This window comes from Psychrobacter sp. GP33 (assembly GCF_014119005.1).
Taxonomy (GTDB): domain Bacteria; phylum Pseudomonadota; class Gammaproteobacteria; order Pseudomonadales; family Moraxellaceae; genus Psychrobacter.
This window is the reverse complement of record NZ_JACGYX010000003.1, coordinates 323,211-340,142: the sequence shown is the minus strand read 5'-3', so window position 1 is coordinate 340,142 and position 16,932 is coordinate 323,211. Positions and strand designations below refer to the sequence as shown.

Genomic DNA, 16,932 nt, shown 5'->3' with positions numbered 1-16,932 from the left:
TAATTAAACAGTTGGGGTGAACAATTTGCTTAATGCCTCAGTACCTCGAATATCTGTTTGCTGTAAATAAACAGGATAGATAGGATAATTACTAAAATTGCGCTCAATATCATTCATCAACTGCTGTTGTCTGTCTGCCCGTTGTTGCCAGAATGGATCGGTTTGCGCTGGGTTAATCAATTGATTAACCACGATTGCTGCTGGAGTGAGATTGTTTTCTTCTAACTGCTCAATCGCACGTTTCGTTTCCGCTAAAGGCAAAATATCAGCCGTCATTACTAATATAATTGCCGTTTGCACACGATCATGAAGTAATAACCCCGCTTGACGAAATAATTCTTTGCGTTGTTCTAATACGTTTACTGCTTGTGCCCAGCGATCCGGAGTATGTTTAGCAAATGGGTTCGGTACACCTTTTTTATCTGTATGTCTACTATTAGTATCTAAATGCGTGGCAATTGAACGTAATTTGGCTTGCCGTCGTTGCTGCGCTAATAATCCATCCGTCCACGCTCCCATCATCTCAGGCAATACCAGCAAGCGTAATGTATGCCCAGTCGGTGCCGTATCAAAAATAATATGCTCATAACCGCCATCTGCTGCTGTGACCAAATGCTGACACATCGACTCAAGCATTGCCGCTTCTTGTGCCCCTGGAGCTGACTTCGATAGTCGTAAATGCTCACGTATTTTTGGCATCATATCTGGGTTGGCATAGCCTTTTATAGTGCGCTCTACTTGAGCAAAGTGAGCGTCAACGATAATATCTGGATTAAGCTCAATAGCATCAAGATAAGGGTTTAGGACGGTTTTTTCATTAGATAAACGTGTGTTTAAGACATCACCCAAACTATGGGCTGGGTCTGTTGAGACAATCAGTGTCTTTCTGCCTTGACTGGCAAAGTAGCTGGCAAGTGCTGCTGCAGTAGTGGTCTTGCCCACTCCACCTTTACCGCCGACAAAGATAATCGGCTGCGTGGATAGCTGTGCTACCAATGCCTTTAACGGTTGTAATACCATATTTTAATTCCAGTTTTTATTTTTATTAGCCGTATTTTTATAGGTGCTGTTTTTACTTAATACTGATTACTTCAAAATTTTTAGCAACAATTAGCAGCAACCAATATGGTCAAACGGGCATCTGTCCATGCCCATACGAGTATGCCACTCATGAAAATTTTCTAAGAATAACGGCTGTAATTCTAGAGTATAAAAACTAGCAGGATTATCAATACCCAAGCTTTCAGAAAACATTAATAGCATAAAAAAATCTTCTTCGTCACGTGCTGCCCGTGCCATCGTTTGTCTGTAGGGTGCATGATAAAACTCGTTCAATCCTGCTACAAACCGTTGCCAGAAGGGTACTTTATTATCTATTTCTTCATCGTAATGAGCTGGCATGCCCTCTGTTGCCGCTATCTTTTTTAAGTGTTGATTTATATTTGGCTTATTCTCTGAGTTTTTCATTTGCTCTCCCTAGCTTGCTGCTCATAAAATACTTTGGAAACGCATAAGTCTAATTATAGTATATCCATTTCGTGATGCCATGATATAAAAAACGCTAGCAGCTGCCAGCGTTTTATTTTCTATTTAGACATCTTAATAACTACTTTTAATCCCTATTCAGGGTGATTTTTACCTTTATACAGCGACCATTCACGGCGTAACACTGAGAAACTCTCAAAAGTCACTAAGATGGTAGCAATCAAAATGATAATATCCATAATGATAAGTAACCAATTACCATCAACGTAGAACGTTTTAAGCTGGATAAGTAATGCAAATACGGTCATCACCAGTAGGAACGATAATGGTGCTAAGGTATACCAGACTGGCTTGCCTTTACGTAATAAAATAATGGTAACAACCATCAGCGTTAATGCTGCCATTAACTGGTTAGTCGTACCGAATAATGGCCAGATAATCATACCACCTTCGCCACCAATACCACCGGCGCCAAATGCCAATAGTAAACAGGTGCCGACTGCTAAAAATGTTGCAACGCTACCTTTGGTTAATACTGGTAAATTATAAAATTCACCAAACTCTTGGAAAATATAACGTTGCAAGCGCACGCCTGTATCCATCGTCGTACCGGCAAATAACGCTGCCATGACTGTTAGCATGGTTTGGGACAATACCATCTCGATACCAACGCCCGCGTTTAATATCGTTGCGCCACCATCAATAAATGCACCGATAGAGCCGTCACCGAATTTTTGATACACGGCTTCCCAATCGCTTAATGAGGCAAAGCCTGCGGTTGCCGCAAGAATCGCACCCAGTGCCAGCATACCTTCGCCAAGTGCGCCAAAGTAACCTACAAAGCGTGCATCCTCTTCTTTATCAATTTGCTTAGATGTCGTGCCAGTTGCTACTAAGCCGTGAAAGCCAGAAATCGCACCACAAGCAATAGTCACAAACAATAACGGCATAATAGACGGCGTGTCTATTGGTAAATTAGTGTTAATTGCCGGTGCCACGATATCAGGCGATGAAATAAAGATAGCCGCGTATAATAGAATCAAACCAACAAATAATTGCAAACCGTTAATATAATCACGCGGTTGTAGCAACATCCATACCGGCAATAATGAAGCTACCGCCGCATAGGCAAATAAAATGATAATCCAAACGGCATTATCAGGCAGACCAAATATAGTCTCGGGTAATACAACGGGGAACATAGGACCAAGGTAAATTAATCCATATAACGCTACCACCCCAATAATAGATACCCAAACCAAATTCATATGATAACGATAAATACACTGCCCGATAATAAAGGCAACCACCAATGCGCCCCAAACAGGTAACACAGCAGACGGCGTTTTAATCATCATATTCGCAATGGCAACGCCAAATACAGCATTAACCATAAGCAGTAGTAAAAAGATGACAATCATCATCAGGCTACGAACGCGTGTACCCATGACCGTACCAGCGATTGAGCCGATAGATTGACCTCGATTGCGCATACTTGCCCATATCGCAGACATATCGTGAACACCCGCCATCAATATGGTACCAAACACCACCCAAATGACTGCAATAGCAGGACCAATAATTGGCGCAGCACCTGCTACTGATGTAAAATGATGCCCCCATAATACATATTTATTGGTAGGTACATAATCTATTCCATCTTTCATCGTATGAGCTGGAGTGGGACGGTTGTTATCCAATGCCAAAATTTTAGTAGCAATAAATTTTGAGTAAAAAATATACCCTAATATCATCGCAGCGACGCCAAGTAATAATACAATGGCACTGTTCATCTATTCTCTCCTTAGATTTCGTAAAGGTGCGGGCTGAGTTTTTCTTAATTCTTGTTTTTCTAGTAACTGCTGGCGCGATACTATTTATAAAACACTATTACGCTAAACTTATTAAAAATCCTTATTTTTATAATAAAACTGCCTTGTGATAACCACCTGAAAGGCACGATAAACCCTATTAATTGTAATTGATTTGACATAAAATGTAACGTTATATATCAAATAAGCAATCTTTTAGCATTAATATAATATGTTAAAAGAAGTAAATAACGGGTTAAATCATGCTCATTTTATATAAACTACTATTAGTGTCTTTTAATCAATTAATAGGATTGTAAATCACTAATATATCGTACTATTCTTGACTTTATGAACAGTATATAAACGCTACGAAAATAAGTTTTTCTCTTATATTAAAATCCTAAAAAATTAAATTCAGATAACGAATAAAACGCATTAATAAAAAAAGGCTTTTTAATGACATACTATTTTGGCTTCTTACCGTCAGATAAATTGAATCACATGATTGATGAGGCAGAACAGCTTATCGAATCACAATCGTCGGTAGATTACTATCCATATCGTAATGAACTCACCCAGCAAATTGCCCGTGAGTTGAATGATAATCTATTAGTTAGCCTAATCGACGTTATACCCAATCCTGAACGAAAAGCCTCCATGCAAAAAATAGTTAGTACGATTGAGCGCACAACAGAGACGTTATTAAATGTGCTATTAGGTAAAGATAATAATGAAGATATCTTGCCAAGTTTTGACTTTTTAAAAAGCCAAAGTATGTTCATTGATAATGAAGGTATGCGCCGAGTGGGGTTTAAATTATCCGAATCGACTGCTCAGACGATTTGTGACGGTTTTGCCGCTATCACTCCCAACACGGTTGACAGAGAGAAATTCAAAACTGCACTTGAAACCATGACAGAAGCGTCTTTAAACCATTTTATGAGCCGATTTACAGAAACACTAAATCTTGGCATGATTAAACGTAAATCTGTTCCTGTTGCCAAAGCAGCAATTGATAAAGGCATGAGTATGGCACTGAATAAACTATTGCCTCAGTTACCCGATGCGGGTCTAAATCGCCTTGCAACCTTTTATCGTCCTTATTTAATACAAATGAACGATTAATTTTGTCGCAATATACAGGTTGTATTGGGCAAATGGGCTAAAATTTGCTAAAATAAGCAGCACTTTTTACCGAAGGCGCGACCCATGACCCAAATCAGCAATCAAGAAATCGAAAAAACATTACGCAACTCAGAATGCCTAATCAGCAGCATCGAAGTTGCCGCCGCTTATGAGCGCCTAGCCGCACAGCTTAATCTACACTATGCTGGTCTAAACCCGATTGTTATGGTCGTTATGAATGGCGGTCTTATCCCAGCCGGTCAGCTATTGACTCACCTAACTTTTTATCATCGCATGCATTATATCCACGCTTCACGCTATCGTGATAACCAAGGTACGAATGAGCTTGATTGGAAATTTAAGCCTGATGTTAGTATCAAGGGCGAACATGTCTTATTGATCGATGATATTTTTGACGAAGGTATTACACTAAAAGCCATTGTCGAAGAGCTCGGTAAAGAAAGTCCTTTGTCTATCGAATCTTGTGTTCTACTTAATAAAGAACATGATCGTAAAGTTAAAGGTTTTGATGTAGATTTTGTTGGTATCAACGTTGCTGATCGCTATGTTTACGGTTGTGGTATGGATTTTCATGGTTACTTGCGCCATCTGCCGGGTATTTATGCTATTAAAGAAGACAAAATGTAATCAATTTTTGGTTGAATTGATATCATAATAAAAAAGCACCCAGTGAGTGCTTTTTTATTGCTTATTTGTTGATAATTAGCGTAATTAATACTAACTAAAACTGTAATGCCAAGCCAGTACGACGCTCAGTCGGTGTCTGGACAGCTTTTTCAAAAGCGTGTCTCGTGCTATATATAGACACCCGTTTTTTGGCACGTGTTACAGCTGTATAAATAAGTTCTTTGCTTAAAAGTCTTGCATGACTATTATCAAAAGTAATGGCTACATGCTCAAACTCTGACCCTTGTGATTTATGAATGGTCATTGCATATGCCGTAGCAATAACCTCTTCATTGAGCAAATTGACGGCAATTCCTTGCGTTTTGTTCTCAAAGAACACTTCAAGTCGGCTTCTGTCATCTGTTGTTTGAAGGCAAAAACCGATATCACCATTAAATAATCCAAGTTCATAGTTGTTTTGTAGGACCATAACGGGACGACCATGGAACCATGTATTTTGACCGAGCGGCAACTTCAGCTCAGCAAGATGCCACTGAGTGAGATGGTTATTGATGTAATGATCACCCCATTCACCATTATGACCTGCAGTTAAAATTCTAAACTGGTTAAATGTTTGCATTAATGATGTAAGTGTACTTTTTACTGATTCTGGCATGGATTTTTCAGTTGGATTTTTTAGTAAGTTTTTAACCTCTCTCATATATTTATGGTAGTTTAATGTGAGGTTTGAAATAATTTTAATATTACTTAGGCTATTTTTTATTTTACTATCTATAATATTCTCTGCTTGTAAGATATTTACATACTGAAAACTTAGCGCTGCATCCTGTTTCAATAACTGCCAAATAGCTTGTGTATCGGTCTCTGACTGATTGATTTCATAAGCGAGCTTACCAATACCTGAGTCTGCGCTAAATCGTTGACTCTCTGTTAGCTCTGCATGTATGTGTGTTAATAATGGAATGCGGCACAAGTCAGCCAGCACTGCTCCGGCATCTACCGCTGCTAACTGGTTCGCATCTCCCAACAGTATCAATCTGGCACCTGGCTTGACTGCACTTACAAGATGATTCGCCAACTCAACTCCGAGCATAGATGCCTCATCAACGATAATAATATCTTCGCCAAGTGGATTTTTGGCATCATAACGAGGTCTACCCGTCCGACCAATGCCTAACAAGCGATGAATGGTCTTAGCTTCTTGCAATTGTAGCTGCACATTCGCTGCATCTAGAGCCGCTTGTAAAGACTCCTGCATTCGCTGGGCAGCCTTACCCGTTGGTGCCGCTAACGCTAAACTGGCACTGTCAGTACTGAACTTAATGTGCTTATGTTCATCACCCCCACTCTCTGCAGCTTGTTGCAGCGCAATCACTAACTGAGCAACAGTATAAGTCTTTCCTGTACCTGGTCCGCCAGTAATAATACTAAAAGCATTGTTATTAGCCACATTGATAGCCGCTACCTGCTGCTCCTTTAATTTTTCTGGTATTAATATTTCTAGAGGTTTTATTTTTTGATTTAAAATACTACTAACCTGCTGCGCTAAATTAAATTCTGCTTGCCACGAGCGATGTAGCCAAAAAGTTAATAAAAATTTTGGCTTGTTGCTGTTTTGCTTTTTAGTTATTTTGTATATGATAGGCTTATTTATTTCACTTAGGCTATTTTTATATTCATCATTAATAGTATTGCTATTAGCATTAGCGTCAATAAATAAATTTTGTTGATGAATTAATTCAACAAAAGAGGTTAAATCCGTGTTTTTTAATAGTTGGTAAAGCATAACAACTGTGTCAAACCGTTTAATCAGTATCTCTTTTTCATGATTAGTAAGTGCTAGCTGCGCCCATAGCTGAGCGCGCTTGGCAAACATAATATCTAGCAAGACAAATAATGATAACTCAGCTTCAGCTGTAGAATCATCATCTAGCTGCGTCTCTATTCGAGTGTCAATCAATGCTAAGATTGGCGCTGCTAGCATTTGTAGTAATTGCTGCTGCCAAGTATATAGAGTGACCAAATCGCCATTAATTTGACCTTGTAGCGGTATCTCATCCTCAGCTAACTCAATTGTTAAGACGGTATGCCCTTCTTCCAGGTGAGTTGCCAACATAACGAATAAAGCGCTAAACAAGCCTTTTTCTTCAGTTTTATCGATTTGTTTGCTGTCCATATCAGCCGCTAAGTCAGTTACGTTATACGCTACATGCGTTTGCTGACGGCGCAGCAAAATATAGTCACTGATGTTACTAGCCCAACTTTCTTGTAAGCTTACTGCCGCCCTGCTCTTATTGTTATTATTACTCATAGTATTCTTATCTCTATTGTTGCCCAGTTAATCGCTATCATGGTAATTAATCATTTAATTCGTTATTTAATTCGTTATTTATAGCCCGCTAATCTGGCAACCCAAACAACGCATCTAATGCCTTGATAAACTCAACTGGAATATCCCAAGTGACTAATCCATAGCGCTCATTGCGCATTGAGTGGCTATTATCAGGCTCATTAACGTTTTGTGATACATTGGCAGTCGCTTGAGAGTCTGAGTCATACACGCCCCGTAAAAAGACATATTCAACAGCCCCAAGGTACTTTTCTTCATTACCTACATAATCACCAACCCTCATGGCAAGGAAGCGATGTAATGCCACTTGATAGATCGCTGCCTGTAGCCAATATCCTGCTTTGGACATGGCTTGCTTAAGTGTACTTTCGTTATAACTGCTTAGGCTATTACCTAAATAGTTACTTTTATAGTCGACCACGTAATACTTGCCAGCATGCTCATACACTAAGTCAATTTCACCACGCAGATAACGATACAACTGCGTTTTATTTTGTGGAATAAGATTAACGTGTTTGTCCACTTCATTTGGAAGATATTGCTGAAAGAGTCTATTAATATCTTGCGCTCTAAAGCGCTCTGACAGCCCCATATTAAACTCTAATTCAGCAAATCTCTGTTCTGTATTAATAGATTGTAGTGGTTGATTGGACGCTAATAGCGGCGCCTGTAGCACCTCTTCGATCCAGCCAAGCAATGCTTGATGTTTGGTAGCATCTATTGAGTCTAGATCAATTTGACGGGTATCTTCTTTATTCTTCGATTGTAATAATCGGCTTTGCTGTTCAGCGCTATTGTAAACTAGAGGCAACTGATAACTACTAACCGCTCTATCAATCACCTGAGACCACTGCGATTTATTACTGAAATCAATTTTTTCAAATATCTCATGCAAAAATGTACCGGCATTGGCACCTTTCACAAAAGTAAAACGGATATCATCTTCTGGTTTAAGAGAATCTTTAGTAGTGAACGATACTGCCGACTCTGTTATATCAATATCTAAGGCATCATCCATACGTTCATCCACCACAGCCAGCGCCTGTGTAGATTCATCTAGCTGACGAGCTAAAGCCGTAAAGCTGGTCTTAGCCCAACCATAAAAGTAATCTGTTCTCATAATCTCTGAAAACGCAGCATACTCGATAGCCTTAGTTATGGGCTTGGAAGTGGCAAGCTTTGTGTTACTCGCTGAGCCTACTGCATTAGCATCTTTACTGCCATGGTAGCTGTTATAAAAATCATTAACATGATGCCCTCGAATCATCCCTATGGTGCCTTTGAGCCTATCAGGCAAATCAAATTTTGCATCTAATGAATCAAACCAATAAAACACAGGCTTACGACCCATATCTCTTGTGCCACTAGGATCTCGTAACACTATATAAAGCTGCTCACTGGCTCTAGTAAAAGAAACATAGCCAAGCCTGCGCAGCTCATCAAAGTCCTCTTCTGTCTCGATATCAGTGTAATAGCCTTCGGTGGTCGCAGAGCCTTTTACAGGTGAGAAGCGGCGCTGATTGCCCGTCGATTGACTCTCTGTTGATTGTTGCACTAAAATCGATGGAGCTTGCTGGGCATTATATAAATACAAGCCATAATCTTCTTTATTACCCGACTGCCTACTGGCATCTCCCATACCCAATACATAGACAATGGGAAACTCAAGCCCTTTTGATTTATGAATGGTCATCAGCTGCACACCAGACTCAGTGGGTAGCGGGTACTGCTTAGCCCAATCGCTATTAGGCGCAGCATCTATATTCTGTCTAAACCAAGCCAATAGTTCATGCTCACCCATACCTATGCCATACTGGGCCAAGACATCCATCATATGACGCAAATCCATGATGTGACGAGCGCCTTCTGGATGAGACGCTAAGGCTTGCCAAACGCCTTGCGGCTGTACGGGATTTTTATCTAATAGGTAATGCAGTGCCGACAAGACACCAAAGTGCTGCCAATTTTGAGCACCTTGTTTTAGGTAGGTAATAAAGTCTTGATAGCTCTTTTTATTATCAATCGCTTTCGTACTAGCACTACTCAAGCTACTACTATCCGTAACTCCTGACTCATGGTCCGTCATCATGGCTTTGACGTCTTTGATACTTAGGCCATACAGATGGCTAGTCAAAACCCGATTAATCATGTCATGACGATATGGATATAGCATGGCACTGAGCAGTGCTGCCACATCTTCTGCCATGATGGTTTCAAAGATACTGACATCACTGGTGGTCAAGGTTGGCACATTAAGCTTAACGAGCTCGTCTTCAACCCGTTTCAAATCTTTTTTGGTACGCGCCAACACGCCTATATCACTGGGCTGAATTGGTTTACCTTTTAAGGTCTGGCCACTACCAAGTAAAGTCGCAATATGACGCGCGGTGATTTCATGCTCATCGTACTCAAGCTCTTTATCTTTGTCATAAGGTAGGTGTAATAAACTCACTGGTTGAGCGGAGAGCACATCGGTCACTAAAGTACTGCTTTGAGTAGTTGGCTCATTAAACCAAGACAGCTGCTTTTCTGGCTTTGCAGCTTTAATATGCTGATAATAAATACCAGAACCTAGCTGGGCTAACTTATTCTCGCCCGTCTTTACCGTTGACATGCCAAACCAGCAATTGAGTGCATCAATCACACCAGCATTTGAGCGGCGATTAATATCAAGCGTCCAAAGACTGCTTTTCTCAAACTGTGCTTTCATATAATTGTAATTAGCCACATCCCCGCCACGAAATCCATAAATTGCCTGCTTTGGATCACCAACCAACAGTAAGAACTCATGACTGGCTTTATTAGTGGCTGACTGTTTACGTTTACTCTTTGGCAAATAGATGCTTTCAATCATAATGGCTTGCTCGCCATTGATGTCTTGCGACTCATCAATCAGAGCGACCGGATAATGGTGACGAATATAACGTGCCAGCTTCTCTCCTTGCCGACCCGTTAACGCTTGGTTTAAGCGTACCATTTGTAGACTAAAGGTAGTCTCACCGCGCTCTTCTAAGATGATTGGTAATCTATCACGTACTGCAAGCACGATATGACGATTAAGATTGGCTAATAACAACACCATGTGCTGATTTAGACCGTCAGCCATATCTAAGAGAGCCATTAGCTTGCTGATGGTTTCTAACTCGAAAAAAGCTTCATGTTCTCTTTCTTTATTCTTATTAAAATTCTTAATTTTGCCATCTTCATTAGGATATCTGGAATCCTGCAATGAAGTAAGAATCTTGCTTTCGCGTTCATTTAAATAACTAGTAAATGCTAGCTGATATTCCGCTATCTTTTGATGCACCTCAATAACAGCATCAAACTGTTTGAATAAATTAGAACGCCCATTAAACCCTTGAGACTTTCTATAATCAGGATTTAAATACGGCTGGATATCTGCCAAATCTAACTGAGCAAACTCATTAAGCAGTCGCTCATACGATTCAAAATCAAAACCTTGCCCTAGCTTTATGTCATCAATCGGCACTGAAATAAAGTTAAGCGAGCGCGTCACATATTTTTTATGATCGCTAACTGCAGTCAGTTTGCCTTGCTGATCCATTAGCGCATATAGCTTAGGCTGCTCATGATACAGTTTGCTTTGGAACTGCCTCAGCTCATCATGAATAATACTGTCAGTAACTTGCTCGATACTACTGTCTTCAATAATGGCCATACCTTGCTGATGACCGGTCTCACTACTGTATTCAATCAACCATTTTTGCGCCAAGCTATCAAGCGTGCCTACAAACAGCTTATCCAAGGTGGTTAGTACTAGCGCAGTGCGTCGAATTGCCTCGGTCATTGGATAGCTGTGCACATGGTTAAGCAAAAACCCAATCAAATGCAGATTAATAGGGTCTTCCATAGTGCTATCTAAGCGAGCGTACTTAGCCTGTTCTACTAGCCAGCACTCACGTTCTTTTTTTGCCTGTGCACGTTTTTCAGCAGCGATTTGTTGATCATAGCCAATGTCTTGATTGAATTCATTAATATCTGTTTCAACGTCTAAATCCTTGCTTGTTTTTTTATCGTTAGCCGTCTCAGGCGTCACCTGCAATACGTTAGGATACAAGGTATCTTTATTATTAGAGTCAGCACTCAGGCTATTAACCCACTGCAATAATTGATAAAAATCCACCAAACGGTCGTGGATACGCTGACGCATCTCAGCTGCAGCGGCTCGAGTAAAGGTCGTAGCAATAATTTGCTCTGGTGCACGCCGCGCTTCAATCAGCAGACGTAGCATAATCCCAGTTAGTGTCCAAGTCTTACCAGTACCAGCTGAGGCTTCGATCAGATGTCGACCTGACAACGCAACATCAACCGCCGGTATCACATCAGCCTTTTGCTCAATCATAGCCTTATTCATACCTTCGCTCTCAGACATATGAGTCGGCTTATCGAATGAGTTATGTGACTCATCTAGGTAGTCATCAGATAAGTGGGGCTGTATAGATATATCAACGATATCGCTTGTGTCAGTAAAATCAGTCATATAGGCGTACACTTTTTATTATTATCTATGAGATTAATCGGCTAAAAACAAGCTGTCTTAGCCAGTTATTTGTTAGCCATCTAAGCCGTCTAGCGCCACAAACATTGGTTCATACAGCAGCTGTGCTAAGGTGATCAATGCCGATGATAAGGCTTTAAACGCATCTTGGTCACGCAGTACGTATTGCCAAATAGCATGTTGCGAGCAGGTATCGTATACGGTGTCTGTATGGTAGCCAGACCTTAGCCAGTCTGAGAAGTCTGCTCGTTTTGGCCAATAGCTGCCACCATCACCTTCTTCAGCTTTTAGATACTTATCAAGATAACTGAGTGCATATTCCGGCAATAACGTAATAGGCACTTGACCAGATAGCTTGGCAAAAATCGCCCACTTAATTAACTCAGCCAATGCGTCTTCATATACGATTGGGCTTAGTTTAAATGCAATTACTTTGTCATACTTTTTGACTTGCGAGCTGGACTTATTAAAGCGCCAAATGCTCACGCCATCATTTAATGCCGCTTGCTCAGCAGTAGTTCGTCTGGCAACTTGCCAATACAGATGCGACAACCAAAACTTGAGTAAATGCTTAGGACTGCCAGAATTAGGCAATATGTTTAGCCACTGCTTAGGTGATTGCTCAGCATACGGCATGCCAGCCTGTAGATAAGAGCGGCTATTATGAGTATCTATCAGGGCTGATGTTGGTATTAGTACTGGTGCTAATATTGGTACTGAGCCTTTTATCTTAATAATTTTAGGTAGTAGCTTAAGTAGTGACCCATTGTCAGTACGATTTAGCACAGCCGCTAGCTCTATCTGCACAGGGTGCTCAGAGGTTGGCGTCAGTAACTGTAAACCATCTATACTACCTTCTCCAGCCTCATCAAAGCCATTAGCAACTAACTGCTCTTTGAACTCTAGGCATTGCTGTTGCAGTTTTTGTTGTTGATTGGGCAACGTGGTCTGCCGAGCCACACCTGCTGGCATGATTTTTTGATACATCAAAATTTGACTGTCTTTTTTAGCCTCGCCATCATCATTCTTGTCAGTGGCATCGTTAGCTAGTGTATTTATCAAATGCTCTTTAATCTGATAGGTGGTTAAACTGTCTAAAAACAGTGGCTCTTGATGCGCCATTGCCTCTTCGCCTTGCACCACATGCACCTTTTGAGTACGCAAAAAAGTCTTGGCAGGGTGGCGAACTTGGTAGGCGAGCATCCCTTCAATGTCTATCTCCCCAATGTTAAACACGCTATCAAACACTGTTTTGATAAGTGCCTCATTCATATCGCTACTATCACTGACATCAGCAACAGTACTATCTAGCGCTAACATCTCAATCAATGAAGCAAAGACTGAACTGTCTACTTGCCCAAGCTGACCCAAACCTTGACCAAGCAGCTGAGCAATTGATTCATATTGCGCTTTTGTCGGTAAGCCTACCAGCTTTGGATGCTCGCTAGATACTCGCCCCTTTAAGGTATCAAACACAGCTTGCCAAAGCGGCGCAGGCGGAAACTGCTTTTTTTGCGCTAACTTGGTTTTACGTATGGCTTTATTCAACAAAGCATCCAACTCATCGGTGATATCAATAGCGCTATTGTCTTCAGTATCGTTAATCCCATTATTTGCACTGGGATTAGACGCTTGCTCAGAAAAGCTATCGCCTTCAACTTCTGTCTCGAATAAACTCTCATGAAAAGGCAATGCTGGATGCTCAGTCAACAGCCACTGTTTAATCAGCTTAGGCAAATAGCGCTTGAGGCTCTCGGTAGTTGAGTCAATGTTCTCAGGCAGCATGTCCAATGTTTCGAGCGATTTCACCTGCCACTGTATCTCACCTTGTAAAAACTGTAATAGCTCACTGACTGGATTAGCTGGCAGGTGCTCATGAGTGTCCGTCAGGCTTTGACCGTTATAGAATATCCAGCAAGCACTCCGTGCGCACAGCAGCGCGTCTAAGAACGCCCCATTATCATCATCTTCACTGACTCTATCACCGCGACGGGCGTTGGTGGCTTTCATCAAATCGTAGCGGTTATCACGGTCACGCCCGGGAAATTCAGAGAGATTCATATTCAGCATGATTACCAAGTCAAAAGGTACGTTTCTTAATGCACCAAATTTACCAAAGGTAATGACACCTGTCGGCTCAGCACTGACCTGCTGACTTTCAAGCTCCGCCTCAATACTATCTAGCATAAAGCTCAGCTTGAGCGGCAACTGCTCAACGCTCGCTAGCTTTTGCTCTACTTCTTTATTGGCGCTATCACCACTAGAGTACTGTCTATAATGGCGATTGGCTCGCAGACTAGATTTAAAACCATTCATGGCATTATAGATGGCGCGCATCGTGCGTGTTTGATCAACATCGCCAAAGTAACGATGAATGACTTGTGTCTCAATCTGATCGAGCCAGTCTTCTGCTTTCATTTTCTGCGTATGGTCATCGCGTCGTTCAACCAAACCCGCATAAATACGGCAAAGGGCCTCAACAATCATCGCATCGTTTAGGCTCACCTGTGGCAGCGGTAGGGTCATTTCTGGCAATGCAGTACTTGGCCATTCATCTTTATCTAAGGGATATAGGCAGTCGCTCAACTTAGCTTCTGGCATAATCAGACCTAAGGTTAATCTATCTAGCGCTTGCGAAAAACTAAATCGATAATCAAAGTCGTTACTATCTAGGGTCTGCTTAAGATGCAGCTCATCAAAGCCTCGGATAAAGCCCGCCTCTACCAACAAATCGCAACCACGGCTCATTTGTTCGCGGGTTAGCCCAAAGTTTTCAAACAAAGGCGTTAGCATCAGCCAATCTAAGACCTCAGCCGCTTCAAAACGGGCACTATGGCTGCCTAACAGCTTATAAAAACCAATAATGCCCTCCCATAACTGACGAATATCCGCATCGACAACACCGGTTACCTTAGCAGGTAGGGTCAAACCATCTTGACCTTTACCATTAACAAAAATAGAGCTAATCAATGCATGATGACGTTCAACATCAGGCAGCAAGACAACAATGTCTGATATATGGCGCTTTTTATCACCAGTTTTGATAGGTTCATTTAGCCAGCGCCCAATCATAATGCGCAGCACTTCGAGCTGACGCTGCAAGCTATGGCACGAATGAATGCTTAGACTATTATCTTGCGCAGACATTGCCCAAAAACGGTCTTTTTCAAAGCGCTTGTTCTCTAATGCCTCATCTTCATACCATGGTGTTTCTTGCTCTTCTTTATCAAAGCCCAGCTCTATTTGCTTACTCACTTCCTGCGAAACTTTTGCAGCCGTTGCTTGCTGGGTAGATTTCTCATCAAGCATCAACACATCGTTTTGCAAACGTCTTAATAAACTTGGTCTATTTTGCGCAATTTGAGAGCTATTAGCATCATCAACATCATAGAAGCTATCATCAAAACTAAGACCAAACTCATCATCACTATTCTCAAAGTTATCTTGCCACTCTACAAGCGCATCTTGATATTGCTCATTACCTGACAAGTTGGCAAGCATCGCAAAGGTATCTCGCGACTGCTTGCCCAAACGTGACAGCAGGCTATGCCCATAATCACGCAAAAATACACTTTCAGGATTAATAATCTGCTGGCGCTGTAACCACGATTTATCAACAATATCTGCCCAAAACAGTTTTGATGGATTGTAATGCAACAGCGTAATATCCATGTATTGTGACAAGCGCTGCAAAAAGTCGAGCTCAGTCTGTGGTAGCTGCTGAATGGTGAAGATACGCAGCACTTTGGGTAACTGGTTTTGCTCGCTAGCCTTATTTGACTTTAGTGCTTGCCAAAATATTTCTTCCAATACAACGCGGTGCTGATGCACATCGGCAAATAAATGCGACCATAAGAAGCGTTGAGCAACTTCTAACTCAGCATAATGCTCAACCAACCATTCAGGTGTGCCGCGCGCATATTTATCAAAGCGCAATGACAAGGCATCTTTATCTGCTATCAACGTATCCACATTAAGCGGCTTGTTATATGACCATAGTGCCAGCCAATCTTCACGATGGGTTAAATAACGATTAAATACCCGCGCCAAATCACTTGCCAGCTGCCAAATACGCGCATCTTGTTGGGCCTTATCCTGTAGTAAAATGTCTTGTAGTACATTCTCTTTTGGCCCATCAATCAAAGACGCTAATAATGGATTAACCGGATGTTTTTCATCTGCAACAATCAAATCTTGGTAGTAAGTCAAATAGCCAAATAATCGCCACTGCATCACCGTTGGTGATAATACCGCAACCTCAGGCACATTAAAGGTCACCGCTTCAGGGTTCTGCTCTAATAAATACGCGTTATGGCGAGTCAACACATCCTGCATAAGCGTCCACTGATACTGACCCCAAAATTTAGTACGCACCAAAGTACTGATACCTGCACGGCTCGCAATGGTTTTATCCAACCAATCGCCCAATACCATTGAAGGTACAATGACAATAAAAGGCTCAAAAACAGGCTGATTTTTAGACTGATATTGAACAAGAAGCTGATCAACAAGATTTTCGGTGCGGTGGGATTGTATAATCGTAAACATAGATAACCATCAAATTGGGACGATAAAACAAGAAGTAAAGAGCGCATATTATCAATAAGCGACATTCTATGGTAACACGCGTACATTGAGCGTAAATGCTAGCATAGCTGGCAAACATAAAACTTAACGACTTTTCTATCGTTGCCTAGAACTACTTTCTGTACATTATTAGGGGACAATTATTACCGTTAGCAAAGATATTTAACAGTCGTGATATTTTCAGTTTTCTGCTAAAATACACACCCTTTTATGCTTTCAATAATTCATATAACTATCAGCATTCTTTAAATGTATAAAGCACAAATAAATAGTTTAGCTCCAAATCGTCTTGCATATAATAATGTTTAGGCTATGTAAAATAAATAGCGTTGTAGTGTGCCATTAACACAAGAGGCTTACTAGTAACGTATGTGATATTGCGACAACTGGTGTCGTATTTAAAA

Annotated in this window: 8 protein-coding genes; 2 read left to right on the top strand and 6 right to left on the bottom strand. The window is 41.1% G+C overall.

Annotation, left to right across the window (positions count from 1 at the left end):
• Positions 1-3 precede the first annotated feature (3 nt).
• The 3 genes from H2245_RS06200 to H2245_RS06190 all read right to left on the bottom strand — a co-directional run bounded on the left by H2245_RS06200 (position 4) and on the right by H2245_RS06190 (position 3,278).
• Entirely contained in the window at positions 4-1,020 is a 1,017-nt protein-coding gene (locus H2245_RS06200; RefSeq protein ID WP_182406507.1) for an ArsA family ATPase, read from the bottom strand.
• Between the two features lie 90 nt (positions 1,021-1,110).
• Positions 1,111-1,401 carry a cory-CC-star protein gene (locus H2245_RS06195; RefSeq protein WP_182406581.1) on the bottom strand — a complete coding sequence of 97 codons (291 nt, stop codon included), beginning with the start codon at positions 1,399-1,401 and terminating at the stop codon, positions 1,111-1,113.
• 218 nt (positions 1,402-1,619) lie between these two features.
• Positions 1,620-3,278 (bottom strand): carbon starvation protein A, encoded by a 1,659-nt coding sequence (locus H2245_RS06190; protein WP_182406506.1) that lies wholly within the window; start codon positions 3,276-3,278, stop codon positions 1,620-1,622.
• Positions 3,279-3,755: 477 nt separating this feature from the next.
• On the opposite strand from H2245_RS06190, the gene H2245_RS06185 reads away from it, so the two are divergent.
• Complete coding sequence (locus H2245_RS06185) at positions 3,756-4,424, top strand: hypothetical protein (protein ID WP_182406505.1); 669 nt, start codon at positions 3,756-3,758, stop codon at positions 4,422-4,424.
• Between the two features lie 84 nt (positions 4,425-4,508).
• On the top strand, positions 4,509-5,072 hold the full coding sequence (locus tag H2245_RS06180) for a hypoxanthine-guanine phosphoribosyltransferase (RefSeq protein ID WP_182406504.1): 564 nt from the start codon (positions 4,509-4,511) through the stop codon (positions 5,070-5,072).
• A gap of 94 nt (positions 5,073-5,166) precedes the next feature.
• Here H2245_RS06180 and recD read toward each other — a convergent pair whose 3' ends face one another.
• The 3 genes from recD to H2245_RS06165 form a co-directional block, all read right to left on the bottom strand.
• On the bottom strand, positions 5,167-7,383 hold the full coding sequence (gene recD, locus H2245_RS06175; RefSeq protein WP_182406503.1) for an exodeoxyribonuclease V subunit alpha: 2,217 nt from the start codon (positions 7,381-7,383) through the stop codon (positions 5,167-5,169).
• A gap of 88 nt (positions 7,384-7,471) precedes the next feature.
• Positions 7,472-11,923 carry an exodeoxyribonuclease V subunit beta gene (locus H2245_RS06170; protein ID WP_182406502.1) on the bottom strand — a complete coding sequence of 1,484 codons (4,452 nt, stop codon included), beginning with the start codon at positions 11,921-11,923 and terminating at the stop codon, positions 7,472-7,474.
• 72 nt (positions 11,924-11,995) lie between these two features.
• The gene (locus H2245_RS06165) at positions 11,996-16,489 is read right to left on the bottom strand and encodes an exodeoxyribonuclease V subunit gamma (protein ID WP_182406501.1); all 4,494 of its coding nucleotides are present in this window, start codon (positions 16,487-16,489) and stop codon (positions 11,996-11,998) included.
• Positions 16,490-16,932 lie beyond the last annotated feature (443 nt).

Excerpts from the sequence above, each read along its gene's own strand:
- H2245_RS06190 (WP_182406506.1), bottom strand. The coding sequence starts at position 3,278 with ATGAACAGTGCCATTGTATTATTACTTGGCGTCGCTGCGATGATATTA.
- recD (WP_182406503.1), bottom strand. The coding sequence starts at position 7,383 with ATGAGTAATAATAACAATAAGAGCAGGGCGGCAGTAAGCTTACAAGAA.
- H2245_RS06200 (WP_182406507.1), bottom strand. The coding sequence starts at position 1,020 with ATGGTATTACAACCGTTAAAGGCATTGGTAGCACAGCTATCCACGCAG.
- H2245_RS06180 (WP_182406504.1), top strand. The coding sequence starts at position 4,509 with ATGACCCAAATCAGCAATCAAGAAATCGAAAAAACATTACGCAACTCA.
- H2245_RS06185 (WP_182406505.1), top strand. The coding sequence starts at position 3,756 with ATGACATACTATTTTGGCTTCTTACCGTCAGATAAATTGAATCACATG.
- H2245_RS06170 (WP_182406502.1), bottom strand. The coding sequence starts at position 11,923 with ATGACTGATTTTACTGACACAAGCGATATCGTTGATATATCTATACAG.
- H2245_RS06195 (WP_182406581.1), bottom strand. The coding sequence starts at position 1,401 with ATGCCAGCTCATTACGATGAAGAAATAGATAATAAAGTACCCTTCTGG.
- H2245_RS06165 (WP_182406501.1), bottom strand. The coding sequence starts at position 16,489 with ATGTTTACGATTATACAATCCCACCGCACCGAAAATCTTGTTGATCAG.